The sequence below is a fragment of the Bradyrhizobium sp. HKCCYLRH3073 genome (genome assembly GCF_051167995.1).
Taxonomy (GTDB): domain Bacteria; phylum Pseudomonadota; class Alphaproteobacteria; order Rhizobiales; family Xanthobacteraceae; genus Bradyrhizobium.
The window spans coordinates 234,170-261,115 of record NZ_JBNPUD010000004.1; the positions used below are offsets into that span (position 1 = coordinate 234,170).

The following is a 26,946-nucleotide window of genomic DNA, read 5'->3' on the forward strand; positions in this document are numbered from 1 at the left end:
CCGAGGCGCCAATTAGCCTGATCGGCAAGCAACAACGAATTCCGCTTGGGAGAAAACACATGGCGCGGCTCAAATTCGGCGCGTTCCTCGCTCCGCATCATCCGATCGGCGAGCATCCGATGCTGCAATTCCGCCGCGACCTCGATCTGGTCTCGCAGCTCGACGAGCTCGGCTATGACGAGTTCTGGTGCGGCGAGCATCATTCCAGCGGATGGGAGACGATCGCCTCGCCCGAGATGTTTCTCGCTGCTGCCGGCGAGCGCACCAAGCGCATCAGGCTCGGCACCGGCGTCATCTCGCTCCCCTACCATCATCCCTACAACGTCGCGCAGCGCATGGTGCAGCTCGATCACATGACCGGCGGCCGCGCCATCTTCGGCTCGGGGCCGGGCGCGCTCGCCTCCGATGCCCACACGCTCGGCATCGATCCGATGACGCAGCGTGACCGTCAGGACGAGGCGATCGCGGTCATCCGCCGCCTGTTCAACGGCGAGCGCGTCACCGCCAAGAGCGACTGGTTCACGATGAACGACGCGGCCTTGCAGATCCTGCCCTTGCAGGAGGAAATGCCGTTCGTCGTGGCGTCGCAGATCTCGCCGTCCGGCATGACGCTCGCAGGCAAATACGGCATCGGCATCATCTCGCTCGGCTCGATGTCGACCCAGGGCCTGATGGCGCTGCCGCAGCAATGGGAGTTCGCCGAGGACGCGGCGAAGAAGCACGGCACCACCGTGAGCCGCGCCAATTGGCGCGTGCTGCTGTCGTGGCACATCGCCGAGACGCGCGAGCAGGCGCGCCGCGAGGCCGGCCCCGGGCTGATGCGCTGGCACAACGAATATACGGTCGGCACCCTGATGCGGCCGGGTTTGAAACCATTCGCCTCGCCGGACGAGGCTGTCGACAAGACCGCCTTCGTCGAGGGCGCGGCGTCGACGATCGGCACGCCCGACGATCTCGTCAAGACGATCAAGAACCTGATGCAGGTGTCGGGCGGTGTCGGCCACATCATCGGCTTCGTGCACGACTGGGCCAATCCGGAGAACACGCGCCGCAGCTGGGACATGGTCGCGCGCTATGTCGTGCCGGAGATCAACGGCTACATCGACGGCCTGCGCCGCTCGCAGAAATTTGTCATCGAGAACCGCGACATCTTCGAGCGCGCGGGACAGGCCGTGATGGCCAAGATCATGGACAACGACAAGGCCGCCGCGGCGCTGTCGCAGACCGGACCCGGCCGCATCGCGATTCCCGCGGTGAATGCGCCGGATCTGCAGGAAGCGGCGAAGCGGAGGGGATGAGAGTGTAGGGCGGATTAATACTACTGCGTCACAAATTTCTTCTTTTGGGCTTTGAGACAAGGCCGCAGCATGGGCATCGAGGTAAGGTTCTGGCGAGCATGCGCGTCAGCCGTATGCGCATGGTTGCAATCGAGTTCGGGATGTGGCGCTCAGGCCGCGCGGGCGGCGCCTCTGGGTCGATAATCGTCGGGTAAGGCAGGCGCCTGGATTGCCCAGGTGGAACGTGGTCCTGAGGGAGGAATCGTCGCCTGCTCGGCGATGAGGAAGCCGTAAGCCGCGATGCACAGCGTGGCGTGGTGATGGAAGCCGCGCCAGCCCCGTCCCTCGTAGTGGCCGAGCCCGATCTCCTGCTTCAGCTCTTCATAATCGCGCTCGACCCTCCAGCGCAGCTTCGTGAAGTCGATAAGCTTCCGGAAGGTGGTTGTCGCAGGCAATGTCGAGAGCCAATATCTGGTCGGCTCCTTTTCCTCTTTGGGCCATTCTATCAGCAGCCACTCCGATTTCAGTTGCTCCGGGATCAGCTTGTTGTGCCCGACACGAACGCGCACCCGGGCGAAGCGCGATGACAGCCATTCGGCCGAACCCTGGCGCCACCGGATCGTGTGCCAAGCCTCCTTTGGCAGGCCACACGCAACCTTCTTGGCCGAGACCAGGTCAGGCTCGTCACGACGACCCGTGTTGTTCAGCGGCTTTCCTTTCCGCCGCGGACCGCTCCCGGGCGGCCACATCAAGGTGTTGGGCAGAATGCCCGCGACATAGGTCAATCCGAGCGCCGTGATCTCCGTGCGCAGTTGCGAGTCACGCCCGTAGCCGGAGTCCATCAAGACCACCCCACGCGGCAGACCGGCTTCACATACAGAGCGGATCTGATCGAGCGCGATCCTCGACTTGGTCTTGAACTTGATGTCTTTGGGCACGCCTGCCTTCTTTCGCCGCGTGCGGTCCTTGGTCCAGACGTCCGGCAGATACAGCCGATAGGCCACCGGCAGGCTGGCGGCGTGGTTGGCAATCGACAGCGTCACCGCCACCTGGCAATTGGCCTGCTTGCCGAGCTCGCCACAATATTGGTGGTGCACGCCGACCGAATGCTTTCCCTTCTTGGCAAACGACGTGTCGTCGAGAATCCAGGCCTCGATCGGCCCGGCTTTCTCCATCGCCGGCAGCACCATCTCGCACACCTTGGCCAGTACCTTCTCGTCCGACCAGGGTGAGGCATTGACGAAGTGCAGCAGCGACTGATGCTGGGCCGCCGTCCGCGCCGACGCCGTCCTGGCCGCCATCGGTTCTACGCTCTTGCGCTCCCCGGGCAGCATCAGGCCTGTACAATAATCGTGAAGCGGGTTTACTCTGTCCGCGTGCCCGATCTCGCTCGCGAGACCTTCGATATAGGCTGAAAATCGACGCGCACTGGCTTCCTCAGGCTTGAGATCCATTCGACCCTCCCGCGCGTGAAAGTCTGAATCTCTACAAATACTTGATTCTTAGCCGGGTATATCGTCGATTTTTGACTCAGTAGTACTAATCCGCCCTACGCACGGCTACCTCACCGCCGCGACCAGCCTCTCGCACTCAGCGAGCGTCGCGATCTGCTTCAGCGTCTCGCGCAGCGCCGGCAGGTCGACGGGCTTCTGGAATTGCGGATAGACGACGAGCCCGAGCACGGTCCCAAGGCGGACGTGCTCGTCGCGCGTGGCGTCTTCGGCGCCGCTGATGAAGATCACCGGCGTGCGCGATTTCAGCTCGTTGAGCAGCAGCAGGATGTCGGCGCCGCAGCGATCGCCGAGCGACAGATCCAGCGTGATGCAGTCGAAGGTCCGCTGGCGCAGCACCTCGGCCGCCGCCTGGACCGACGTCACGCAGGTCGCCTCGTAGCCGCACTGCGCGGCGATCTTGCGCAGAATCGAGAGATGCACCTCGGCATCCTCGATCACCAGCAACTGATTGCTCATGCCCTTGCCCTCGTCGCACGTTGACCCGACGTCAGGTCGAGCCGTTGCTAGATCAGGCCGATGGCCGGGTGGTAAACATTCGGCTCCGTGGATTTACGGGTGAAGGGGACGCGGGGGCCGCCTGGGGCGAGGCGGACCTGATGACGTGCGGGCCAGCCGGAGCAGGCTCGCAGCGATCGTATGGTCATGGATGCCGACTCGGCGCCATCTCGTCGAGCGCCGCCTCAACCAGGCGACGTATCCCGCCAGCAACACCATGAACTTTTTGATCCAGCCAATCGCGATGCAATTGCCGCGTTCGATGCAACCGGCGATGGTGCCGCAACCATGTCGAATCGACGTCGCGCGCTGGGGCAAAGCATGACGAAATCTGGAGTGGCCGGGATTGCGGCCGCGTTGGCGAGCATCGTCCTCGCGGGATCAACGCTGGCGGCCGACCTGCCGATGAAGGCACCGCCGGTTGTCACCGCGCCGTCGTGGACCGGCGTCTATGCCGGCGTGTCGGTCGGCGCCCGCTGGGCCGACAATGATTGGCGGACCAGCGACATCTCGCCGAACTTCGGGGCCGGCGTGTTCGTGCCGACGGCCGGCACCGGCGGGGCCATGGACAGCGTGGCGGGCAGGATCGGGGGCTATCTCGGCGTCAACTGGCAGTTCGCGCCGTCATGGGTCGCAGGACTCGAAGCCGACTCGGGATGGGCCGACAACAAGACGACGGCAAATCCCTTGCCGGGAACCACCGGGCTGTTCTTCGGCGCTCCGCTGGTCGGCCTTCCCGCAGGCTCCGTGAAGGAGACCTGGGACGGCAGCGTGCGCGCCCGGCTCGGCTATCTGGTTGCACCGGACACGCTCGTCTATGGCAGCGGCGGCGTGGCGTGGCAGCACCTCGAGCTGAACGCCAACTGCACCGTCGTTCCGGGCAACGCCTTTTGCTTCGGCAATCCGCACAACGAAACCCAGGCATCGACCCGGGTCGGCTGGACCGTCGGCGGCGGCGTCGAGCACATGATCGGCGGCCACTGGATCGTGCGCGCTGACTACCGCTACGCCGATTTCGGCACCTGGACTCAGCCCTTCTTCGTCGCGGGCGGCGTCGGGGTCGGCTTCGACGACCGCTTCACCGCGCACGTTACGACGCGCACTCACACCGCGACAGTGGGACTCGCCTACAAGTTCTGAGGCGCGGTCGGGGGTGAGGAATGCAGGGTGGGCAAAGCTGCCGCCGCAGGCGGCTGCGTGCCGACTATTGATCTAAGAGCTCCTCAGCAAGATGGTGGGCACGGCGCCACTGCAAGCGGGCCCGTGGAGCGATCGACGGATCGCCTTTGCCCCCAGGGCGGCGTCATCGGCGGCGATATCAACCTATGACTTGCCGGCTCTTGGTCCCACAGTCTGATCTCCCGGAGATGGGGCGCCAGCGACCGCATGGCGGACACCGGCGCAGCGAGCGTCACGAAAATTTTCTTAACCCGGACCTGCTACCTCTCGCGAGTAGGACACCTCACTGCCCGCCGTCTCGACCCGGCGGGCTTTTCCGTGGGAAAGGTCGCCAATGTCACTCTCGTCAGCCAGGAACTACGCGCTGCGCGCCGAACGGTCGCAGGATCCCAAGGAGGCCGCCGATCTCCTGGCAAAGGCGATCCTGGAGCTGGCGGCCTCGATCGAGGCCACCGACGCCAAGGTGAAGAAGATCGCCAAATCGGGCGGCTGACGGTCTCGACGTCCAGATCGGAACGCGTGGCGGCTTCTGCTTGCTCGCCTCGAAAGATGATCCGCTGATCCTGCGTCGATAGACCGCCGATATCGCGGCATCACTCGCGAGCGACAGCAGGAAATAATGGCGCCCGTCCGGGCCGACGGGCAAATCGCTTCCAGCAAAGCGCCTTTGAGAACGCGAAGCCGCACCGCGACGGCCTGCCGGTCGCAGGCTCATCACCATAAGGCGATGCGCGCCGAAAAACTCATTTCACGAACCAGCTCAATCACATCACCCCTGTCCAGTCCCGCGCGCAAAAATATTCTGCTTTCGTTTTTCCGAATCTCGCATATCGTCACGTCGTCCCGTCTCGATCAGAGGGGCGCTTCGCGGTCGTCACGAACGTTGAGGCGGGATGCGGTGGGCGCGTCGATGTTGCAGCGTGGGGCGATCCCGCGCCGACGAACAGCAGAGATGCGCACGGTCAAGTCGCGTGGTCCTGGCACCCCGATGCTGGTGTCCCGCGTAACGCGCGCAAGCGCGTTGCGCGCACGGTGGCCAACAAGCCCGGCGCACCGGGGAGATCGCGAAGCAGCCGTCAAAACCATCGCGCGGGGAATGCCGGGATGCCTCGGCTGAACCTGTGGTACCTGCCGCCTGCATTTTTTTCTGCAGGCGGGCCATGGGTGCGGCCAGCGCCCGGCATTCCCCGTGCCCTCTTCCCAAGGAGGGCAGCAAGTCCAGCAGGACTCGGACGCATGAAGCGCGTCGCGAGATCGCGAACGCGTGCGATGCAACACAACTACACCGAGACGAAATAACGCAGCGTATTGCATGATGGCTGCATCCGCCCTTCAATGAAGCGCCGGCGCGTCGCCGCGCCCCGCCGCCCCGAAAACGGAGCCTCCTTGATGTCGATGCAAAGTGTGGCCACGCCATCGTTCCGCCTGACCTCGCCGCGGCGCAACTCGCTGACCCATATTCCGGGCGACGAAGGCTGGCCGATCATCGGCAAGACGTTCGCGACCCTCGCCGACCCCAAGGGTCACGTCGAGCGTAACGCCAGGAAGTATGGCCCCGTCTACCGCACCCACATGTTCGGCGACGTCAACGTCGTGCTGCTCGGCCCCGAAGCCAACGAGCTGGTGCTGTTCGACCAGGCCAAGCTGTTCTCCTCGGCGCATGGCTGGGGCCACATCCTCAATTTGCTGTTTCCGCGCGGCCTGATGCTGCTCGATTTCGACGAGCACCGCATGCACCGCAAGGCGCTGTCGGTCGCCTTCAAGGCCGGGCCGATGAAGTCCTATCTCGCCGGCCTCGACCGCGGCATCGCCGCGCGCATCGCGCAGTGGAAGGCAAATCCGGGCGAGATGCTGTTCTATCCGGCGATCAAGCAGCTCACGCTCGACCTCGCCGCGACGTCCTTCCTCGGCACCGAGATCGGACCGGAGGTCGACGCCATCAACCGCGCCTTCGTCGACATGGTCGCAGCCTCGGTGGCGCCGATCCGGCGGCCGCTGCCGGGCACGCAGATGGCGCGCGGCGTCAAGGGTCGCCAGCGCATCGTCGCCTATTTCTCCGAGCAGATCCCGCTGCGCCGCGCGAAAGGCGATGGCGACGACCTGTTCTCGCATCTGTGCCGCGCCACCGACGACCACGGCGCCCTGCTGTCGACACAGGACATCGTCGACCACATGAGCTTCCTGATGATGGCGGCGCACGACACGCTGACCTCGTCGCTGACCTCCTTCATCGCCCAGCTCGCCGCGCATCCGCAGTGGCAGCAGAGGCTGCGCGAGGAGGTCGCCAGCCTCGGCCTCGCCAAGGACGAACCGATGACCTCGGAGCATCTGGAGAAGATGAAGCTGACCGAGATGGCGTTCCAGGAGACCCTGCGGCTGATGCCGCCGGTGCCGTCGCTGCCGCGCCGGCCGATCCGGGATTTTACCTTCAAGGGCTACGCGATTCCCGCCGGCACCGGCGTCGGCATCAACCCGATGTACACCCATCACATGCCGGAGATCTGGCCGGAGCCGGAGCGGTTCGACCCGATGCGCTTCACCGACGAGGCCCAGCGCGGCCGCCACCGCTTCGCCTGGGTGCCGTTCGGCGGCGGCGCGCACATGTGCCTCGGCCTGCACTTCGCCTACATGCAGGTGAAGTGCTTCGCGCGGCACTTCCTCGCCAACCTCGAGGTCTCGTTCGCCCCCGGCTATCAGCCGAACTGGCAGGTCTGGCCGATCCCGAAACCGCGCGACGGTCTGAAGGTGATGTTGAAGGCGGTGTGATCGGTCCGCATAGATGCAGCAAACGCGCCAAGGATCTCGGTTTGTCGCGGACTCGTTCCTCCTCGTCATGGCCGGGCTTGTCCCGGCCATCCATCCTGCAATCCGCGGACGGAGAGACGTGGATGCCCGGGCCTTCGCCGCGCCGAAGCGGCTTCGGCCGCGCAGGCGGGCCAGGCCCGGGCATGACGAAGTGTATACTTCACCATCCCCTACTCCACTGCGTCCCCGAGCAGCTTGCGCATCGCCTGATAGCCTTGCTGCTGCTGGCTCCAGTTGCGGCCGCCGGTGATGGCGCCGTCGATGACGAGATCATGGCCGTTGATGAAGCTGGATTCGTCGCTGGCGAGGAACACCGCGGCATGCGCGATGTCGTCGGGCAGGCCAGCGCGCGGGATCGGCTGCGCCGTGGCATAGGCGTTGCGGATCGTCTCCGGCGTCTTCTCGGCCGCCTCGGTCGACAGTCCGAGCGCCTTGCCGAAGATGCCGGTCGCGATCAGTCCGGGCGAGATCGAGTTGACGCGCACGCCGGATTCGCCAAGCTCCATCGCCACGCATTTCGTCAGATGGATCACCGCCGCCTTCGCCGTGCTGTAGACCACCGAGGTGGAGAAGCCGGCGAGCCGGCCGGCGATCGAGCCGTTGTTGATGATGCTGCCGGCACCCTGCCGCTTCATGTGGGGCGCGGCGTATTTCATGCCCAGCATGACGCTGCGCACCAGTACCGCCATGGCTTGGTCGAAGCGATCGGCGTCGAGGCCTTCGATGCCGCCGGTCTGCGCCGGACCGCCGGCATTGTTGAACACGCAATCGAGCCGGCCGAAGCGCTCGACCGCGCCATCGATCAATGCCCGCATCTGCGCGTCGACCGTGACGTCGGTCTGCCGGAACACACAGCTCGCTCCGAGCCGGCTCGCCAGCGCCTCGCCCTCCGCGCTGCGCCGGCCAGCGACGACGACCTTCGCACCCTCGGCCACGAAGATTTCCGCCGTGCGCAGGCCGATGCCGCTGGTCGCGCCCGTGATCACGGCGACCTTGCCCTCCAACCGTCCCATTCCCTACTCCTTGCGTTGCTGCTACGTGCTCGTTCTTGGCGGCGGAATAATAAGCGCCCGAGTTCCGCCGCGGAACCGTCATCGTGCGCGCCAAACGGCAACACACGCAAGACGGCTTCCATCAACCGGACAAATTACCGCCACGTCGGCCTTAATTTGGTTGCGCAGTTGAGGCTCATGGATGTCCATGACGCGACTCATCGACGACATCAAGCGGATCTGGCGCGGCGAGCAGCAGCCTTCCCTGACATGGAGCTGCATGTTTGCCGCGATGTGCCTGCTCGCAGCCACGGCGATCCGCTACGGCATGGCGCATCTGCGGCCCGACGTGTTCTTCACGCCCTACATGCCGGCCGTCTTCTTCGCCACCGCGATGGGCGGATCGGGCGTCGGCCTGGCGACGGCGATCGCAGGCGCAGCGCTCGGCCTGACGCTCGATTTTGGCGGCGGTCCGGCGGATGGCGCCCGGCTCGCGCTGATGGCGATGTATATGGTCGTGGCGCTGCTGGTGATCTGGGGCGTCGATCACTACCGGCGGCTGGCCGGCAAGCAGCGCGAGATCGCCCGGCGGCTCACCGAGGAGGAGCAGTATCGCAAGCTCCTGGTCGACGAGCTGCATCACCGCCTCAAGAACAAGACCTCGACCATTCACGCCGTGCTGCATCAGGTGCTGTACGACCAGCCGGAGGTGTGGAGCCGCATCGACCAGCGCATCCGCGCGCTCGCGACCGCCGACGATTTGGTCGCGCGCGCCGAAGGACAGGGCTGCGACCTCAAGGACCTGCTGGTGTCGGAGCTCGGGCCTTATGGCCAGGTCCGCTTCGAGCTCCACGGCCCGCCGCTGTTCCTGCCCGCCAAGCTGGCCGTCAGCCTCGCTTTGATCTTCCACGAGCTGGCGACCAATGCCGGCAAATACGGCGCCTTCGCCTCGCCGCGCGGCTTCCTTCAGGTGTCATGGACGATGCAGGAGGACCGGCTCCATCTGACCTGGGACGAGGCCGCGGGTCCGCCGATCGGTCCGGTCGGCATGCCCGGTTTCGGGAGCAAATTGCTCAAGGCCGCGTTGTCGTCGTTCGACGGCAGGACCGAGACCAGCTTTCTCGAATCCGGCCTTCACTGCACCTTGCAGTGTCGCGTGCCACCGAACTGAATTGGCCGCCGGGCGGCCATTCCTGCCTGCGACTTTCGCCGCATGGGTCCGGTCGCGTCGTTCGTCCGATTCAGGAACGGTTAATGACGCCGCGGCACAAAGCTCCGTTCTTTCCAAGACTTGGCGCGCACGTTCCGGGTTTCTACGTAGCGCTTAACTAAAATGAAGCGGGAACTTTGCACAATCGGCGCATGTACAGCAGCGACCGATTCAACTTTTCTCCCGGACCGAACGAGGGGCTGGGCTCGACCGAGGCCGAGTTGCGCTTCCTGCGCACCGTCCTCAGCCAGCTTCCCTCGGGCGTCACGGTCCAGGACGAGCACGGTCGCTTTCTGCTGGTCAACGATACGGCCGCCGTCCAGCTCGGCGCCGCCGCCAACAGCATCGACGGCCTCTCGGCGCCGCATCTCCACAACAGGCGCACGGCCTGCCGCGAGATCCTTGGCCGGGGACGAACGGTGATCGGCGAGGAAAAGGTGGCAGGCGAGCGCGGCGGGCAGACCCTGCTGACAGCGCATCGGCCGGTTCGCATCGGCGACCAGAGCGTCCTCATCTCCAGCTCGGCCGACATCAGCGAGCAGAAGGAGTTCGAGGACCAGCTGTTTCGCGCCGCCTATTATGACGAGTTGACCGGCCTGCCGATGCGCCGCGTGGTCGAGCATCGCGCCGACCTCCTGGTCCGGCGCGGCCGCGTCGACGGACGCTTCGCGCTCGCCTTTCTCGACCTCGATAATTTCAAGTACATCAACGACTATTACGGTCACGCCACCGGCGATGCGCTGCTGGTCGAGCTCGCCAAGCGCATCAGCCGCGACCTGCGCGAGTCGGACCTGCTGTCGCGCATCAGCGGCGACGAGTTCCTGCTGCTGCTGCATCCGATCGAGCGTGCCGAGGAGGTCGCCGAATTCCTGCACGACATGCTGGACCGCCTGAACGCGCCCTTCTTCATCGACGGCGCGGAGGTGTTCGCCTCCGCGTCCGTCGGAGTCAGCCTGTTTCCCGAGCATGGCGCAAGCTACGACGTGCTGCGCCAGAACGCGGATCTGGCGATGTACCGCGTCAAGAACAGCGGCAAGGGCACGCTTGCCTTCTTCTCCAGCGCGATGGAGCACGAGGCGCTGGCGCGCATGAAGGTCGAGCAGTCGCTGCGGCTCGCGATCCTGGAAAAGCGCTTCTGCTGCGCGTTCCAGGCCAAGGTCGACATCCGCACCGAGGAGATCAAGGGCATCGAGGCGCTGGTACGGCTGCGCGACAATGAAGGCGTGATCCAGGCGCCAGGCTCTTTCATCAATCTCGCTGTCGAGCTCGGCCTGATCGACGAGCTCGCCCATCTCGTGCTGGACGAGATCGTCAAATCGATCGATCTGATCAACGACGCGTTTGGACCGGACGCGACGATCAGCATCAACGTCGCGGCGAAACAGGCGTCGAATCCGGAGTTCATGCAGCCCTTCGCGCTGGCGATCGCGGCGACCGGCTTTCCCAAGCGGTTCATGATCGAGGTCACCGAGGACGCGTTCGTGACCCGCAGCCATTTCCAGGATGAGATCGTGCCGCTGCTGCGCGGGATCGGCGTCGGCATCTCGATCGACGATTTCGGCATCGGCTATTCGTCGCTATCGGCGCTCGCCGACATCACGGCGGACGAGATCAAGATCGACCGCTCCTTCATCACCGACATTCATAAGCGGCCGCGCAGCCAGGGCATCCTGCGCGCGATCGAATCCCTGAGCGAGGCGCTGGGCATGACGGTGATCGCGGAAGGCATCGAGTCGTTCGAGGAGCTCGCCTATCTGCAGGCCGCGACCAAGATCCGCTATGCGCAGGGCTACTACTTCTCGCGTCCGATCTTCCTGGAAGAGCTGAAGCCGGCGGCCCCGCTTGCAAGCGAAGCGCGCATCAGTCTCGCCAGTCGCCCTGTGCAGGAAAATCGCCAGGCCTATGCGCGCAGCAGCCGCTATCGGCGTTGACCTCTCGGAGGACGGAGCCCTTCAGCACAAAATATGAGCGTCACCGGCTGCCGCTGAAAGCGCCTTGACCCAGGCTGAGCCTGCACACTATCAGTTGCAGGCAACAGCCGCCGGTAGCTGGGAGGAAGGCTCGTGAAGACGTCACATATTCTCAAAGGTATTGTTTCATCATTGACTGCCGCCCTGCTGGCCACCGCCGCCCAGGCCGACGATCTGAAAATCGCTCTCATCTACGGCAAGACCGGCCCGCTCGAGGCCTACGCCAAGCAGACCGAAGCGGGTCTCCGCCTCGGCTTCGAATATGCCACCAAGGGCACCAACATGATCGACGGTCGCAAGATCGTCATCATCACCAAGGACGACCAGGGCAAGCCCGATTTGTCGAAGGCCGCACTGTCCGAAGCCTATCAGGATGACGGCGCCGACATCGCGATCGGCACGACCTCCTCCGCCGCGGCGCTCGCGGACTTGCCGGTCGCCGAGGAGAACAAGAAGATCCTGATCGTCGAGCCGGCGGTCGCCGACCAGATCACGGGCGAGAAGTGGAACCGCTACATCTTCCGCACCGGCCGCAACTCGTCGCAGGATGCGATCTCCAACGCGGTCGCGATCGGCAAGCCGGGCGTCACGGTCGCCACGCTGGCGCAGGACTATGCCTTCGGACGCGACGGCGTCGCCGCCTTCAAGGAGGCGCTGGCCAAGACCGGCGCGACGCTGGGGGCCGAGGAATATGTGCCGACCAGCACCACCGACTTCACTGCCGTCGGCCAGCGCCTGTTCGATGCGCTGAAGGACAAGCCCGGCAAGAAGATCATCTGGGTGATCTGGGCCGGCGCGGGCGATCCACTGACAAAGCTGCAGGACATGGATCCGAAGCGCTACGGCATCGAGCTGTCGACCGGCGGCAACATCCTGCCGGCGCTTGCCGCCTACAAGCGGCTGCCGGGCATGGAAGGCGCCACCTATTACTATTATGACATTCCCAAGAACCCCGTGAACGACTGGCTGGTGGCCGAGCACCAGAAGCGCTTCAGCGCGCCGCCGGACTTCTTCACCGCTGGCGGCTTCTCGGCCGCGATGGCCGTCGTCACCGCCGTCACCAAGGCCAAGTCGACCGACACCGAGAAGCTGATCGCGGCGATGGAGGGCATGGAGTTCGATACGCCGAAGGGCAAGATGATCTTCCGGAAAGAAGATCACCAGGCGCTGCAAAGCATGTATCACTTCCGCGTCAAGGTCGATCCGAACCTCGCCTGGGCCGTCAACGAGCCGGTGCGAGAGATCAAGATCGACGAGATGGCGGTGCCAATCCGCAACAAGCGGTGAGATGATGAATTGCGTGCCCGGCCCTCGCGCCGGGCACGTTCTTACTGGCACTGACAAGCTGGCGACATGGCCCTTACCCTCGAAACCCGCGACCTCACCATCCGTTTCGGCGGTCATGTCGCGGTCAACAGCGTCAGCTGCAGCTTCAGGCCGGGTGAGCTGACCGCCATCGTCGGCCCCAACGGGGCCGGCAAGACCACCTATTTCAACCTGATCTCCGGCCAGCTGACGGCCTCCTCGGGCTCCATCCTGTTCGACGGCCGCGACATCACCAGTCTCTCGGCACCCCTGCGCACCCGCGCCGGCTTGGGACGCGCGTTCCAGCTCACCAACCTCTTTCCCAATCTCAGCGTCGAGGAGAACGTGCGGCTCGCTGTGCAGGCACAGAGCGGTGTGCACTATGACCTGCTCCGCCCCTGGATGGCGCGACGCGACCTGATTGCGCGAGCGGACGCGATCCTCGACCAGGTCGCGCTCGGCGGCCGCCGCAGCGTCACCGCAACGACGCTGTCGCATGGCGACCAGCGCAAGCTCGAAGTCGCGCTGATGATGGCGCTGGAGCCGAAGGTTTTCATGTTCGACGAGCCGACGGCGGGCATGAGCATCGACGAGGTGCCGGTCGTGCTCGGCCTGATCGGCAGGCTCAAGCAGGACAAGAGCAAGATCATCCTGCTCGTCGAGCACAAGATGGACGTCGTGCGCTCGCTCGCCGACCGCATCATCGTGCTGCATAACGGCCAGCTGGTGGCCGACGGAAAGCCCGCGGAGGTGATCGCCTCGCCGATCGTGCAGGAAGCCTATCTGGGCGTCGCCCCGCGGAGCGCGGCATGAGCGCGCTACTGACGCTGTCTGCCGTCGAGACCTATATCGGGCGTTATCACATCCTGCAGGGCGTGGATTTCGAAGTGCCGGAGGGGCAGACCACGATGCTGCTCGGCCGCAATGGCGCGGGCAAGACCACGACGCTACGCACCATCATGGGGCTGTGGCAGGCCAGGAATGGAACGATCGCGCTGGCCGGCGAACCGATCGAAAAACTGGCGACGCCCGACATCGCCCAGCGCGGCGTGGGCTACGTACCCGAGAGCATGGCGGTGTTCTCGGACCTCACCGTCAAGGAGAACCTGGTGCTCGCGGCGCGCAACGGCCCGCTCGACGATGCCCAGCTCGCCTGGATCTTCGGCTTCTTCCCTGCCCTGAAGAAGTTCTGGCTGTCTCGTGCAGGCAGCCTGTCCGGCGGCCAGAAGCAAATGCTGTCGATTGCGCGCGCGATCGTCGAGCCGCGCAAGCTGCTGCTGATCGACGAGCCGACCAAGGGCCTGGCGCCGGCGATCGTGGTGTCGCTGATCGAATGCCTCAAGGAGATCAAGCGCCGTGGCGCCACGATCCTGCTGGTCGAGCAGAATTTCCACGCCGCGCGCGAGCTCGGCGACCAAGTACTGGTGATGGACAACGGCACCATCGTCCATCGCGGCGAGATGGCCGCGCTCGCGGCCGACGTGCCGCTGCAGGAGCGCCTGCTCGGCCTCAGCCTGGAGGCGCATCAATGAGCGAGATCGCTGCGACCGAGGCACTGCCGAAACCGAAGCGCGACATTGCGCCCCTGCTGCTGCCGGTGGTGCTGGCGCTGCTGATGATCCCGCTGGTGGGATCGACGAGCTCCTGGGTGACCCTGACGGTCGCCAGCCTGGCGATGGGCATGATGATCTTCATCATGGCGTCCGGCCTGACGCTCGTCTTCGGGCTGATGGACGTGCTCAATTTCGGCCATGGCGCCTTCATCGCCGTCGGCGCCTATGTCGCGACGCTGGTGCTGCTGCCGCTGGCGAGCTGGGCCCAGTCCGACTCACTGCTGACCAACCTCGCCGTCCTCGTCCCCGCAGCGCTGCTGTCGATGGGCGTCACCGGCGCGCTCGGCCTTGTCGTCGAGCGCGTGCTGGTGCTGCCGGTCTACGGCCAGCACCTCAAGCAGATCCTGATGACCACCGGCGGGCTCATCGTCGCCGAGCAGACGCTGTATGCGCTGTTCGGTCCGCAGATCATTCCGCTGCCGCTACCCAACGCATTCCGTGGCTCCTTCATCATCGGCGACGTCGCGATCTCGAAATACCGGCTGCTGGCCATGCTGGTCGGCCTGGCGATCTTCGTCGCCATCGAGCTGGTGCTGAACCGCACCAAGCTCGGTCTCCTGATCCGCGCCGGCGTCGAGAACCGCGAGATGGTCGAGGCGCTCGGCTATCGCATCCGTCGCCTGTTCCTCGGCGTCTTCATGACGGGATCGGCGCTGGCCGGACTCGGCGGCGTGATGTGGGGGCTGTATCGCGAGCAGGTGCACGCCTCGCTCGGCGACGAGCTCACCGTGCTGGTGTTCATCGTCGTGATCATCGGCGGGCTCGGCTCGATCACCGGCTGCTTCATCGGCGCGATCCTGGTTGCGATGGTCGCCAACTATGGCGGCTTCCTGGTGCCCAAGCTCGCCCTCATCTCCAACATCCTGCTGATGGTCGCTGTGCTGATGTGGCGGCCGCGCGGTCTCTATGCGGTGACCAGCCGATGATGATCCTGTCCGGCGATCCGCCCCGCAGCCGTGCGCTGTCGATTTTGCTCGTCGTCATCATTCTGGCGCTCCTGGCGACGCCCTTCATCTTCCCCGGCGCCAAGGCGCTCAACGTCGCCGCCAAGATCTGCATCTTCGCGGCGCTGGTCGCGTCCTACGATCTCCTGCTCGGCTATACAGGCTCGGTCTCGTTCGCGCATACGATGTTCTACGGCATCGGCTCCTACGCGATCGCCATCGCGCTCTACGGCCTCGGCCCAAACTGGACCTCGGTGGCGGTCGCCGTCGCCGCCGGGCTGCCGCTCGCTTTGCTGCTCGCGCTCGCGATCGGGCTGTTCTCGCTGCGCGTCGAGGCGATCTTCTTTGCGATGATCACGCTCGCCATCGCTTCCGCGTTCCTGGTGCTGGCGTCGCAATTGTCGTGGCTGACGGGCGGAGAGGACGGCCGCAGCTTCCAGCTACCCGAGCTGTTGCGCCCGAGCACCGTGTTCATCGGCAAGGACTGGTTCGGCTTTCCGATCAACGGCCGCATTCTGACCTATTACCTGGTGCTGTCGGCCTGCGCGCTGATGATCCTGGCGCTGCTGCGCGTCGTCAACTCGCCATTCGGCCGCGTGCTGCAGGCGATCCGCGAGAACCGTTTCCGCGCCGAGGCGCTCGGCTATCGCACCGTCTTCCATCTCACCTACGCCAACTGCATCGCCGCGATGATCGCCGCCTGCGCCGGCATGTTGAACGCGCTGTGGCTGCGCTATGCCGGGCCCGACACGTCGCTGGCGTTCTCGATCATGCTCGACATCCTGCTGATGGTCGTGATCGGCGGCATGGGCACCATCTACGGCGCCATCATCGGAGCTGCGATCTTCATCCTGGCGCAGAATTACCTGCAGGCTCTGATGGGGATCGCTTCGACCGCGGCTGCTGACGCCGGATTGCCGCTGCTGCCCGGCCTGCTGCACCCCGACCGCTGGCTGCTGTGGCTCGGCCTCTTGTTCATCGCCAGCGTCTATTTCTTTCCGACCGGCGTCGTCGGCCGCCTCCGCAACAGGCCGGGTGCGGCGCGCTGAGCTGCAATTACCCTTAAAATTCTGCGCAACGGCGCCGCCGCAGCCTCTGCCGCACGGTATTCGCATGCAGAAATTATCGTTTGCCGCGAAGTTTCGGCGCGCGCCTTAAGCGACGGCTAACCGCATTTCCTAACCGGTCCGGCACCAGTGCCTTGTTATCAAGCTGGCTTGCAACAAGTCATTTCCTCCCGGGTCGATCAAGGCATGCAAGGCGCAGCAGATACGTCAGGGACCGGTAGCGAGCCGGAACGGATTGGCACGTCCCTCTGGCGCGGTCCGGTGCCATGGCTGATTGCGTGCGGAGCGCTTCTCATCGCAGCCATCGTCATCGGGACGATCGTCATGGCCAGCGGCTTTCGGGCGCGTGCGATCGCCAACAACGAGCGCGAACTCGAGAACACCGTGCTGCTGTTGAGCCGGCATTTCGCGCAGCAGTTCGAAGATGCGGAGACCGCGGTATCGCACGCGATCGGCCGCATGCAGCTCGCGTCGATCGCTTCGCCGGAGGCATTCCGGGCCGAGATGGCAAAGCCCGAGATCAGCGAGATGCTGCGCTCTCAGGTCAATGGCCTGTCCTATATGGGAGACCTCACGATCGTCGACGTCGACGGCAATTTCGTGAACTGGTCGTCCAACGACCCGCTGCCGGCCATCAACGTCGCGGACCGCTCCTACTTCAAGGACCTGCAATCGACATCGCGGCCGGACAGCTTCGTGATCCTGCCGGTCATGAGCCGCGTCACCGGCGGCTGGGCGACCATCGTCGCGCATCGCCTGAACGGCGCGAACGGGGAATTCCTCGGCTTGCTGACCCGCCGGGTGGATCCGCACACTTACGAGACGTTCCTGGAATCGATGGCCCTCGGGAAGGGCTCGTCGATCATGCTGGTCCATTCCGACGGCGCCGTGCTGGCGCACTACCCGCACGCCGAATCCCTGATGGGCGCCAGGATCGGGAACGACGAGTTGCTGAAGGGCGTCGCCGAGAGTGGCCTGCGCACGACCCTGCTCACGAGCTCCGTCGACAACCTGGAGACGATCGCGTCGGCTTCCAGGATCGGGCGCTTCCCGCTCGTCATCTCGGCCAACAGGCCGGTCGACGCCGCGCTCGCGGACTGGCGATCGCAGATGGTGCTGCTCGTGGGTGCGGCGGTGCTTGCGATCGCGGTCATCGCCGTGACGTTCAGCCTGATGATCCGACAGATCGTGCGGCAGGGGCGTGCGGCAACGCGTCAGCTGGAGACCGAGAAGGAAAGGGTCGAGACTGCGCTGGACAACATGACGCAGGGGCTGATCTCATTCGACGCGAATGCATGCGTCGTGATGTTCAATCAGCGCTTCATCGACCTGCTCGGCCTGTCCACGGACGTGATCAGGCCCGGCGCCCATCTCAGCGAAGTCATCGCGCACTGCAAGGCGCGCGGATCCTTCAACGGCGACGTGACCGACCTCTGCGCCGACATCATCGACAGAGCCGCGGCAGGCGGCACGTCGCAGATGATCGCGGAGGGCGGAGCCGGCCGCTTCTTCAACATCATCGACAAGCCGCTGGCCTCGGGCGGATGGGTCACGACGATCGAGGACATCAGTGAACATCGCAGGCTCGAGCAGGAGCGCGACCGCAACTACGCATTCCTGCGCGAGATCATCGACCACATCCCGTCGCACATCATGGTCAAGGACGTCCGCGACCGCCGCTATGTCCTGGTCAACCAGTCGACCGAGCAACGCTTCGGCGTGCCGCGCGAGGAGATCGTCGGCAAGACGGCGTTCGACCTGCTGCCGCGATCGGTCGCGGAAAAGGTGACCGCGGACGACGACCGGGCTCTGGAGCAGTCGGACGGGCTGTTTCTCGCCGAACATCCCTGGCAGAGTCCGGGGCTGGGATTGCGTTACATCACGTCGCGGCGCATCGCCGTCGCCGACGATGCGCGCGAGCCGCGCTATCTGATCAACGTGATCGAGGACACCACGGAGCGGCGGCTGGCCGACGAGAAGATCGCCCATCTCGCACATTTCGACGCATTGACCGAGCTGCCGAACCGCGTGCTGTTCCGGGAGCGCATCGACGAAGAGCTGGAGCGCGCGCGTCACGGCACCTTCTTCGCGCTGCTCTACATCGATGTCGACGAATTCAAGGGCATCAACGATTCGCTCGGCCATCATGTCGGGGACGAGCTGCTGAAGACGATCGCGCGCCGCATCGAGGGCTGCCTCGCGCCGGAGGATATGGTGGCCCGGCTCGGCGGCGACGAATTCGCGGTGCTGCTGACCACCGTTGCGGACCGGGACGCGGTCATCGTGGCCGTGAAGGAGATCCTCGAGGCCATCCGCAAGCCCTATCGCTGCCTGGGCCACCAATTGTCGACCGATGCCAGCATCGGCATCGCGCTGGCGCCGCAGGACGGCGTCGAGCGCGACCAGCTGACCAAAAATGCCGATCTCGCCATGTATGCCGCCAAGGCCGGCGGCCGCCGCACTTTCCGGTTCTTCGAGCCGTCGATGGACGAAAACGCGCGCGCGCGGCTGCAGTTGCAGCAGGACCTGCGCCGGGCGATCACGGAAGGCCAGTTCGAGCTGCACTACCAGCCGCTGCTCGGCTTCAGCGAGAACGTCATGACCGGCTGCGAGGCGCTGCTGCGCTGGCGTCATCCGGAGCGAGGGATGGTGCCACCGCTCGACTTCATTCCGCTCGCCGAGGACACAGGGCTCATCAACGAGATCGGCGACTGGGTGTTGCGCACCGCCTGCGCCGAGGCCGCGCATTGGCCCGCCGGCATCCGCATCGCCGTGAATGTCTCGCCCGTGCAGCTCAAATCGCCAACCCTGGCGCTGCGGATCGCAGGCGCGCTGTCGGCGGCCGGCCTTGCGCCCGAGCGGCTCGAGGTCGAGATCACCGAGGCGGTGCTGATCAGCGACGACGACGTCGCGCTCGGCATCCTGCACCAGCTGCACGACATGGGCGTGCGCATCGCGCTCGACGATTTCGGCACCGGCTATTCGTCGCTAAGTTACCTGAAGCGGTTTCCGTTCGACAAGATCAAGATCGACCGCTGCTTCGTCAGCGACATCGGCGCCGGCAGCTCGTCGGCGATCGTCCAGGCGGTGGTGAGCATCGCCGCCGCCAGCAACATGACGACCACGGCCGAAGGCGTCGAGACCGGCGCGCAGCAGACGGCGCTGCGGCAGCTTGGCTGCACCGAGATGCAGGGCTATCTGTTCAGCGCGCCGAAGCCGGCCGCCGAGCTGCGCAAGCTGTTCGCTCCGGAAACGGCGGCAGGGAGCCTGCAGGCCGCCGGCTGAGCCGGCTTTCCGGCGTCCTCAACGCCTGGCCGCCCCGGCCGCGGCTGCGGCGGGAGGCCACGCAGATTTCGACGACCGCCCGCTACCGGCCTTGGCGTCGCGTTCCTATATCCGGGAGCGGCAACAACGGAGTTGGCAGGTCGTCATGCAGCCGGTTTCCATGCTTCTGAACATCCTCTGGATCCTGTGCGGCGGCGCCTACATGGCGTTCGGCTGGCTGGTCGCCGCGGTCGTGATGGCGATCACGATCGTCGGCCTGCCCTGGTCCCGCGCCGCCTTCAACATCGCCGCCTATACGCTGCTGCCGTTCGGCTCGCGTGCGGTTCGCCGCGACGAGCTCACCGGCATGGAGGACGTCGGAACCGGCGTTCTCGGCCTGCTCGGCAACATCATCTGGTTCGTGCTGGCCGGCTGGTGGCTGGCGCTCGGCCACCTCCTGACCGCAATCGTGCTCGCGGTGAGCATCATCGGCCTGCCCTTCGCCTGGGCCCATCTGAAGCTCGCCGGGCTGGCATTGTGGCCGATCGGCAAGACCATCGTGCCGGCGTAATGCGGGGCGGCAGGAGCGGCCGGGCCGCGCAACCCGGCCGAACTGCCCGCCCGCCTCGCGGCGCGTGCGGCCGTCCGCCCGGTCCGGGAGCATCCAAGGCCGTTGCCGTCGCTCAGGCAATCGGCTAAACGATTTGCCGTACGCACCCGTAGCTCAGCTGGATAGAGCGTTGCCCTCCGAAGGCAAAGGTCACACGTTCGAATCGTGTCGGGTGCGCCAGCCCTATTCCGGTCTCGCCCGCGTCTGGTCTCAGCCGCGCACCACGCCGGCCCGCGCCTTCAGAAACTCGCGCGCGACGATCAGCTTCTGCACTTCGGTCGCGCCTTCGTAGATGCGCAGCGCGCGGATCTCGCGGTAGAGGCTCTCCACGATCTCGCCTTTGCGCACGCCGCGGCCGCCGAACATCTGCAGGGCGCGGTCGATGACGCGTTGCGCGGTCTCGGTGGCGGTGAGCTTGGCCATCGCGGCCTCGCGGGTGGTCGGCAGCTTCTGGACGTCGCGGCGCCAGGCCGCGCGATAGGTCAGCAGCGCCGCGGCGTCGGTATCGGTCGCCATCTCGCCGAACGCGGCCTGCGTCATCTGCAGGTCGGCCAGCGCGCCGCCGAACATCTGCCGGCTCGAGGCGTGCGCCTGCGCCTCGTCGAGCGCGCGGCGGCCGAAGCCGAGGGCGGCAGCCGCCACCGATGAGCGGAAGATGTCGAGCGTCTGCATCGCCAGCTTGAAGCCGCCGCCAGGCGCGCCGAGCCGGCGGCTGGCCGGGATGCGGCAATTCTGCAGGCGGAGCGTCGCCAGCGGGTGCGGTGCGATCACCTCGATGCGCTCGGCAACGGAGAAACCGGGATCATCGGGAAACACGACGAAGGCGGAGATGCCGCGCGCGCCGGGCGCCTCGCCGGTGCGGGCGAACAGCGTGTAGACGTCGGCGATGCCGCCGTTGGAGATCCAGGTCTTCTCGCCATCGAGCACGTAGGTATCGCCGTCCAGCCGCGCCGCGCAGGCCATCGCGGCGACGTCGGAGCCCGCCTCCTTCTCGGACAACGCGAAAGCGGCGAGCCATTCGCCGGCGCGCACCTTCGGCAAGACACTGGCGCGCAGCTCCGGCGAGCCGCCGAGCGCGATGGCGCCGGAGCCGAGGCCCTGCATGGCGAAGGCGAAATCGGCCAGACCGTCGGCATAAGCGAGCGTCTCGCGCGACAGGCAGATCGCGCGCGAGTCGATCGCGCCGGCATCCGCATCGGGCGCCACGACGGCGCTGTCGAGCAAGCCTGCGGCACCAAGCGCACGCACGATCTTGCGGCAGGCGGTGTCGACGTCGCCGTGATCGACCTCGTCGAGAACGCCCGAGCCGACGAAGCGGTCGAGCTGGTCACACAGGGCGCGGTGACGCGGCTCGAAGAACGGCCAGTCGAGCCAGTCGCGGGGGATCACCTTCGCCGATGCACTCATGACAAGACCTGTCCGCCAATTATTTTAAATATAAAATAATTCGCGGACGATCGATCTGTCAAGCTTGCGGCGGCCGCACGCGCCGCCGCAGTCGCTCACTCCGCCGCCTTGCCGAGCCTGCCGAAAGCGCGCGTCGGCGCCGGGAAGCCGCAGGAGGTGCCGTCGGTGATCTTGACCTGATCCTCCCAGGGCAAGCGATAGGTGCCGGCGACCATGTCGTGCATGAAGGTGTAGGGACAATCCATCGCGCCGCCCTTCACCGCGACATAGCCGCGGTGCCAGAGCTGATAGATGTTGTTCTCGACGCCCCAGTTGATGCGCGCCTCGCGCACGAGATCGGGGCGCACCTCGGCGGTGATGATCTCGTCGGCGCGCCCCGTCGTGCCGTGCGCGATGATGCTGCCGTCGAAATTGACGATCATGCCCTCGCCCATCGAATCGAACGAACCGTCGGAGCCGCACATGCAGACATTGGCCGTCACCATCAGGTTCTGGAACGCGTTGGCCTGGTTGGTGAAGCGCCAGCTGTCGCGGATCGGCGCGGTGTAGCCGGCGGTGCGGATCATGATCTCGGCGCCCTTGTAGGCGCATTCCCGCGCCATCTCCGGGAACATGCCGTCATGGCAGATGATGAGTGCGATCTTGGCGCCGCGCGGTCCCTCGATCACGGGGATGCCGAGATCGCCGGGCTCCCACGGCTCGACCGGAATCCATGGATGCAGCTTGCGGTAATACAGCTTGATGTCGCCGTGGTCGTCAATGATCAGACCCGAATTGTAGGGATTGCCGTCGGGGTTGTGTTCCATGATCGAGAAGCAGCCCCAGATCTTGTTGTCGATGCAGGCCTGCTTGAACGCGGCGACCTCCGGCCCGTCGAGCCGGCACATGATCTCGGGATTGGTGTCCATCGACAGCCCGTGCAGCGAATATTCCGGGAACACCACGAGGTCCATGGTACCGAGATTCCGCCGGGCCTTGCCGACCATCCAGACGATCTTCTCGGTCTGCCGCGCAAGGTCGTCCTTGGTCACGACGACCGGAAGCTGCAGCTGCACCAGGCCGATGACCACGCCGTTGTCGGATTTATTGAGACCGCCTAACCCGTTCATGCCGGACCTCCCTGGTGTCGCCGCTGCTCGAGACGTCGCCCAAGACAACCACGATTTCACGAGAGCCGCGCGCCGATATTTCAGCCCGCCATTTGCCGCTTGCTGAGGCAGCGGCCGCCGGCGTTTCGAGAGTCAGACGACGGAAGATCGTTGCAGGCGCGCTTGGAACCGCATCAGCGCGCGGCCGAAAACGGCCGCCTCACCGGTTGCCCGCGCCAGCACCAGTGCACCCTGGATGCCGAGCACCACCTCCTCGGCGCCGTCGGCGGCCTGTGCCGCCGGCCAGCCGTCGCGCATCAGCGCATCGCGCAAGGCCTCGATCCAGCGCGTGAAGTAGCTGGCGATGGCGGCGGCGAAGCGATCCCGCGTCTCGTCGAGCGCGAACGCCCCGACCAGGCAGACGCGGCGGCCGGAACGGAAGTAGTCGTCGACGCCGCGCCACATCCGCGCGATCGACTGCTCCGGCGGATCATCGCGCAGCGGCGCATAGATCTCGCGCTCGAACCAGGCGTCGACATGCGCCAGCACCGCGCGCGCCATCTCGTCCTTTCCGCCTGGAAAGAAGTGATAGAGGCTGCCTTTGCCCAGTCCCGTCGTCTCGGTGATCCGGCTGAGCGAGGTGCCCTCGAAGCCGAATTCGCGGAACACCTCGGCAATCAGCGGGACGACGTCGGCGCGCTCGTTGAGCGTCCGCATGGCTCTCCCTGCTTCAAAGTCCCAATTCGGTCAGGCCGGGATGATCGTCCGGCCGGCGCCCGAGAGGCCAGTGGAATTTGCGATCGGCCGCCTTGATCGGCAGGTCATTGATGCAGGCGTAGCGACGCTGCATCAGCCCCTGCGCGTCGAACTCCCAGTTCTCGTTGCCGTAGGAGCGAAACCAGTTGCCGCTGTCGTCGTGCCACTCATAGGCGAAGCGCACCGCGATCCGGTCGTCGCTGTGGGCCCAGATCTCCTTGATCAGGCGGTAGTCGAGCTCCTTGGCCCATTTGCGGGTGAGGAACGCGACGATCTCGGCGCGGCCGGTGATGAACTCTGCGCGATTCCGCCACCGGCTGTCGGGCGTGTAGACCAGCGACACCCGCTCGGGGTTGCGGCTGTTCCAGCCATCCTCGGCCATGCGCACCTTCTGGGTGGCGGTCTGCAGCGTAAACGGCGGGGCGAGAGTGCTCACGGGACATCTCCTTGTATACCATTCGGAATACTATGTACCGGTCGGTACAAGCCGTCAAGCCGCGCATGTTAAAGAGAGCTCCCGGCACAAGCTCAGCCGTAAGCAATCGGATCGACGCGGAGCCCACCATGCTTGCGGTGCCTGTTTACCGAATGTGTGTGTCGCGACAGTGAGAACCCTTGTGTGCTCAACGGAAATTCGATGATCTGCTAAGGGAACCGGCCGAGCCGCGGGGGCGACACGGTCCGTCGGCTACATGTTTTGGGGAAATCGGACATGTCGATGCTCACGCCGCATGGCGAGTGCCTGCTGTGGACACCTGAGCTGATATGGGTGAATACGGTGTCCGACATCCTCACCTCGTTCGCCTTCTTCACCATTGCGTTCGTGCTTGCCTTCATCGTCTATCGCCGCCGCGACTTTCAGTTCAGCTACATCTTCTGGGCCTTCGCGTTGTGGGTGTCCTTCTGTGGGATGACGCGGCTGATCGAGGTGCTCACGATCTGGGTTCCAGCCTACAGCCTGGAGGCCGCCACCAAGGGCTTCCTGGCCTTCATGTCGGTCGGCATCGCCGCGGCGCTGCTGTTGATGCTGCCGCGGGTCCTGACCATGCCGTCCCGCGCCGAACTCCGGAACGCTTATGCACAGCTCGAGGAGGAGACGCGGCAGCGCCGCACCGCGGAAGCCATGGTCAAGCGCTTCCAGGAGATCGAGGCCACCGAGGCGCAGGTGCGGCAGGCGCAGAAGATGGAGGCGATCGGCCAGCTCACCGGTGGCGTCGCGCACGACTTCAACAACATCCTCACCGTGATCACGGGCACCATCGAGATCCTGGCCGAGGCGGTGAAGGACAGTCCGCAGCTGGTGCAGATCACCAGCCTGATCAACTCGGCCGCAGCGCGCGGTGCCGACCTGACCAAACACCTGCTGGCCTTCGCCCGCCGCCAGCCGCTGCAGCCGCGCAGCGTCGACATCAACGGCATGGTCGTCGACACCGCGCGCCTGCTGCGCCGGACGCTCGGCGAGCAGATCGAGATCGAATCCATGCTGGCGCACGATTCGGCGCCGGCCATGATCGACCCGAGCCAGCTGTCGACCGCGATCCTGAACCTCGCGCTCAACGCGCGCGATGCCATGCCGAACGGCGGCAAGCTGACCCTGGAAACCAAGAACGTCCTGCTCGACGCCGCCTATGCGCGCATGAACCCTGAGGTGATCCCCGGCAACTACGTGATGATCGCGGTCAGCGACACCGGCGAAGGCATTCCCGCCAATCTGCTCGACAAGGTTTTCGAGCCGTTCTTCACCACCAAGGACGTCGGCAAGGGCGTCGGCCTCGGCCTCAGCATGGTCTACGGCTTCGTCAAGCAATCCAACGGGCACATCAAGATCTACAGCGAGCCGGGGCACGGCACCTCGGTCAAGCTGTACCTGCCGCAGGCCAATGCCGACGCCGACGCGGCACTGTCGACCATCAGCGCCGAGGGCATGGAGCGCGGCGACGAGACGATCCTGATCGTGGAAGACGATTCGCTGGTGCGCGAATATGTCATCGCCCAGATCAAGCGGCTCGGCTACACGACGCTCGCCGCCAGCAAGGCCGACGAGGCGCTGGCGCTGATCGATCGTCACCCCCGCATCGACCTGCTGTTCACCGACATCATCATGCCCGGCGGCATGAATGGTCGCCAGCTCGCGATCGAGGCGCTGAAGCGGCGCCCGAACCTCAAGGTGCTCTACACGTCGGGCTATACGGAGAACGCCATCGTCCATCACGGCCGCCTCGATGCCGGCGTGCTGCTGCTCACCAAGCCCTATCAGAGCGCCGACCTTGCCCGCATGATCCGCACCGCGTTGAACGCGTGATCGGCCCCCATTCCCGAGACGAATGATCTGCCTTGAACGCCAGCGCGTTTCCAGGCCGAGGCGCGCGCGGCGGCCTGCGGAATTGAGGGACTTGAATGGGCAAGACGTTCGGACGCTGGCTGGCCGCCGTGCAGGCCTATGCATCGGCCGATGATGCGCGCTCCGACATTGCCGCCAAAGTGGCGCTCGTCATCGTCTCCAACCAGCCGTTCTACCCGCTGTATCTCCACGCCATCGCAGGCCGCGCAGCCTGGCCGGCCTGGCTGACGCTGCTCACGACGCCGTTGTTCGCGGCCGTGCCCGTGCTCGCGAAGCGCCAGCCGTTCACCGGCCGCGCCCTGATGGTGCTCGCCGGAACTGCCAACACCGTGTTCTGCGTCAAGCTGTTCGGCGCCCAGAGCGGCGTCGAGCTGTTTCTCATTCCCTGCGTGTTGCTGGCCGCGCTGCTGTTCGCACCCACGGAGCGCCTGCGGTCCTTGCCGCTGCTCGCGTTGCCGTTCGTTTGCTATCTGCTGATCGATTCCCGGCTCGGCGAGCCGGTGATGAGCGTCGTGGATCTCAACTACGCCTCGCTGATCGCAATCAACGCGATGAGCGTGGGCGCGCTGTCCGCCCTGATCGGCCTGCTCGCTGCAGCGCGCATGGCACCGGAGTGAGATGCAGCATAAGGCGCCATCCGGATGAGCGCAGCGAAAAAACGGTGCCGTGATCTGGCGCTACGCCGCAGCCATCTGCCGGTGCGACGACCTGTAGGAGGCCCCATGATGGCTGACATTGAAGTTCAAGTTCGCCGGCGGTTGTGACGGTGCATGGCGGGCGAGGAAGTAATCCTCGAGTTCGGCGACCGCGCGGCTTTCCCATTCGGCAGCCTGCGCCAGCAGTGAGTCGCGCTGATGCGGACGGAACGCCGCGGTCTGGCGGTACAAGGAGGCGATGGTACGATAGCGCCGCACGTTCTCGAGAACCGCTTCCCCATTCATCATCATGATGCTCTCCCCTCTCCGTCCCCCAGGACGTGCCGAAGGTGCACGCATGCACTTTGCGAAATCGTTAGCGGGCGCGATGGAGCGTGCGGATGGTTGGCGAATCGTTGACTAACGCGGTGCGTCGAATTGTCCGGATCGTCGATCGACGACGGTATCGATCGA

23 protein-coding genes and 1 tRNA gene are annotated in these 26,946 nt (G+C 65.4%); 16 read left to right on the forward strand and 8 right to left on the reverse strand.

Annotated elements, in window-relative coordinates; translation table 11 throughout:
• Positions 1-59: 59 nt before the first annotated feature.
• Positions 60-1,298, forward strand: coding sequence for an LLM class flavin-dependent oxidoreductase (locus ACQR1X_RS12060; protein WP_315803843.1), 1,239 nt, complete (start codon positions 60-62; stop codon positions 1,296-1,298).
• Positions 1,299-1,447: 149 nt separating this feature from the next.
• Here ACQR1X_RS12060 and ACQR1X_RS12065 read toward each other — a convergent pair whose 3' ends face one another.
• Together ACQR1X_RS12065 and ACQR1X_RS12070 are read right to left on the reverse strand one after the other, a co-directional pair.
• Positions 1,448-2,731 (reverse strand): IS701 family transposase, encoded by a 1,284-nt coding sequence (locus tag ACQR1X_RS12065; RefSeq protein WP_434898908.1) that lies wholly within the window; start codon positions 2,729-2,731, stop codon positions 1,448-1,450.
• A 105-nt stretch (positions 2,732-2,836) separates the two neighbouring features.
• The gene (locus tag ACQR1X_RS12070; protein ID WP_434888052.1) at positions 2,837-3,247 is read right to left on the reverse strand and encodes a response regulator; all 411 of its coding nucleotides are present in this window, start codon (positions 3,245-3,247) and stop codon (positions 2,837-2,839) included.
• A gap of 360 nt (positions 3,248-3,607) precedes the next feature.
• Between ACQR1X_RS12070 and ACQR1X_RS12075 the strand changes: the two genes are divergently transcribed.
• The 3 genes from ACQR1X_RS12075 (at position 3,608) to ACQR1X_RS12085 (ending at position 7,231) form a co-directional block, all read left to right on the forward strand.
• Entirely contained in the window at positions 3,608-4,426 is an 819-nt protein-coding gene (locus tag ACQR1X_RS12075) for an outer membrane protein (RefSeq protein ID WP_434898909.1), read from the forward strand.
• 373 nt (positions 4,427-4,799) lie between these two features.
• A complete protein-coding gene (locus ACQR1X_RS12080) occupies positions 4,800-4,958 on the forward strand; it encodes a hypothetical protein (RefSeq protein ID WP_434898910.1) in 159 nt (52 codons plus the stop codon).
• Positions 4,959-5,854: 896 nt separating this feature from the next.
• On the forward strand, positions 5,855-7,231 hold the full coding sequence (locus tag ACQR1X_RS12085; protein ID WP_434898911.1) for a cytochrome P450: 1,377 nt from the start codon (positions 5,855-5,857) through the stop codon (positions 7,229-7,231).
• A gap of 209 nt (positions 7,232-7,440) precedes the next feature.
• On the opposite strand, the gene ACQR1X_RS12090 is transcribed toward ACQR1X_RS12085, so the two are convergent.
• Positions 7,441-8,283, reverse strand: coding sequence for an SDR family NAD(P)-dependent oxidoreductase (locus tag ACQR1X_RS12090; protein WP_316179145.1), 843 nt, complete (start codon positions 8,281-8,283; stop codon positions 7,441-7,443).
• A gap of 181 nt (positions 8,284-8,464) precedes the next feature.
• Here ACQR1X_RS12090 and ACQR1X_RS12095 point away from each other — a divergent pair, with 181 nt between their 5' ends.
• The 10 genes from ACQR1X_RS12095 (at position 8,465) to ACQR1X_RS12140 (ending at position 20,425) form a co-directional block, all read left to right on the forward strand.
• A complete protein-coding gene (locus ACQR1X_RS12095) occupies positions 8,465-9,433 on the forward strand; it encodes a sensor histidine kinase (RefSeq protein WP_316179143.1) in 969 nt (322 codons plus the stop codon).
• Between the two features lie 191 nt (positions 9,434-9,624).
• Positions 9,625-11,403: a putative bifunctional diguanylate cyclase/phosphodiesterase gene (locus ACQR1X_RS12100; protein ID WP_315803850.1), complete on the forward strand. Its 1,779-nt coding sequence runs from the start codon at positions 9,625-9,627 to the stop codon at positions 11,401-11,403.
• Between the two features lie 132 nt (positions 11,404-11,535).
• A complete protein-coding gene (locus ACQR1X_RS12105; RefSeq protein WP_434898912.1) occupies positions 11,536-12,729 on the forward strand; it encodes a substrate-binding domain-containing protein in 1,194 nt (397 codons plus the stop codon).
• A 66-nt stretch (positions 12,730-12,795) separates the two neighbouring features.
• Positions 12,796-13,560 (forward strand): ABC transporter ATP-binding protein, encoded by a 765-nt coding sequence (locus tag ACQR1X_RS12110; protein WP_315803851.1) that lies wholly within the window; start codon positions 12,796-12,798, stop codon positions 13,558-13,560.
• On the forward strand, positions 13,557-14,279 hold the full coding sequence (locus ACQR1X_RS12115; RefSeq protein WP_315803852.1) for an ABC transporter ATP-binding protein: 723 nt from the start codon (positions 13,557-13,559) through the stop codon (positions 14,277-14,279). Before ACQR1X_RS12110 ends, ACQR1X_RS12115 begins: the two co-directional genes overlap by 4 nt.
• The gene (locus ACQR1X_RS12120; protein ID WP_434898913.1) at positions 14,276-15,286 is read left to right on the forward strand and encodes a branched-chain amino acid ABC transporter permease; all 1,011 of its coding nucleotides are present in this window, start codon (positions 14,276-14,278) and stop codon (positions 15,284-15,286) included. Before ACQR1X_RS12115 ends, ACQR1X_RS12120 begins: the two co-directional genes overlap by 4 nt.
• On the forward strand, positions 15,283-16,353 hold the full coding sequence (locus ACQR1X_RS12125) for a branched-chain amino acid ABC transporter permease (protein WP_434874618.1): 1,071 nt from the start codon (positions 15,283-15,285) through the stop codon (positions 16,351-16,353). The genes ACQR1X_RS12120 and ACQR1X_RS12125 overlap by 4 nt, the downstream gene beginning before the upstream one ends.
• A gap of 204 nt (positions 16,354-16,557) precedes the next feature.
• A complete protein-coding gene (locus tag ACQR1X_RS12130; protein WP_434898914.1) occupies positions 16,558-19,656 on the forward strand; it encodes a bifunctional diguanylate cyclase/phosphodiesterase in 3,099 nt (1,032 codons plus the stop codon).
• A gap of 145 nt (positions 19,657-19,801) precedes the next feature.
• Positions 19,802-20,206: a YccF domain-containing protein gene (locus ACQR1X_RS12135; protein WP_315756821.1), complete on the forward strand. Its 405-nt coding sequence runs from the start codon at positions 19,802-19,804 to the stop codon at positions 20,204-20,206.
• Between the two features lie 142 nt (positions 20,207-20,348).
• A tRNA-Arg gene (locus ACQR1X_RS12140) sits at positions 20,349-20,425 on the forward strand.
• A 30-nt stretch (positions 20,426-20,455) separates the two neighbouring features.
• Here ACQR1X_RS12140 and ACQR1X_RS12145 read toward each other — a convergent pair.
• The 4 genes from ACQR1X_RS12145 to ACQR1X_RS12160 all read right to left on the reverse strand — a co-directional run bounded on the left by ACQR1X_RS12145 (position 20,456) and on the right by ACQR1X_RS12160 (position 23,932).
• Positions 20,456-21,652 carry an acyl-CoA dehydrogenase family protein gene (locus ACQR1X_RS12145; protein WP_316179133.1) on the reverse strand — a complete coding sequence of 399 codons (1,197 nt, stop codon included), beginning with the start codon at positions 21,650-21,652 and terminating at the stop codon, positions 20,456-20,458.
• Between the two features lie 95 nt (positions 21,653-21,747).
• The gene (locus ACQR1X_RS12150; protein ID WP_315803859.1) at positions 21,748-22,761 is read right to left on the reverse strand and encodes a formamidase; all 1,014 of its coding nucleotides are present in this window, start codon (positions 22,759-22,761) and stop codon (positions 21,748-21,750) included.
• Between the two features lie 132 nt (positions 22,762-22,893).
• Entirely contained in the window at positions 22,894-23,457 is a 564-nt protein-coding gene (locus ACQR1X_RS12155; protein WP_434898915.1) for a TetR/AcrR family transcriptional regulator, read from the reverse strand.
• A gap of 13 nt (positions 23,458-23,470) precedes the next feature.
• Entirely contained in the window at positions 23,471-23,932 is a 462-nt protein-coding gene (locus tag ACQR1X_RS12160; RefSeq protein ID WP_434898916.1) for a DUF1348 family protein, read from the reverse strand.
• A 276-nt stretch (positions 23,933-24,208) separates the two neighbouring features.
• Here ACQR1X_RS12160 and ACQR1X_RS12165 point away from each other — a divergent pair, with 276 nt between their 5' ends.
• Positions 24,209-25,798: an ATP-binding protein gene (locus ACQR1X_RS12165; protein ID WP_315803862.1), complete on the forward strand. Its 1,590-nt coding sequence runs from the start codon at positions 24,209-24,211 to the stop codon at positions 25,796-25,798.
• 95 nt (positions 25,799-25,893) lie between these two features.
• Positions 25,894-26,454: a hypothetical protein gene (locus ACQR1X_RS12170; protein ID WP_434898917.1), complete on the forward strand. Its 561-nt coding sequence runs from the start codon at positions 25,894-25,896 to the stop codon at positions 26,452-26,454.
• Between the two features lie 60 nt (positions 26,455-26,514).
• On the opposite strand, the gene ACQR1X_RS12175 is transcribed toward ACQR1X_RS12170, so the two are convergent.
• The gene (locus ACQR1X_RS12175; RefSeq protein ID WP_434898918.1) at positions 26,515-26,784 is read right to left on the reverse strand and encodes a hypothetical protein; all 270 of its coding nucleotides are present in this window, start codon (positions 26,782-26,784) and stop codon (positions 26,515-26,517) included.
• Positions 26,785-26,946 lie beyond the last annotated feature (162 nt).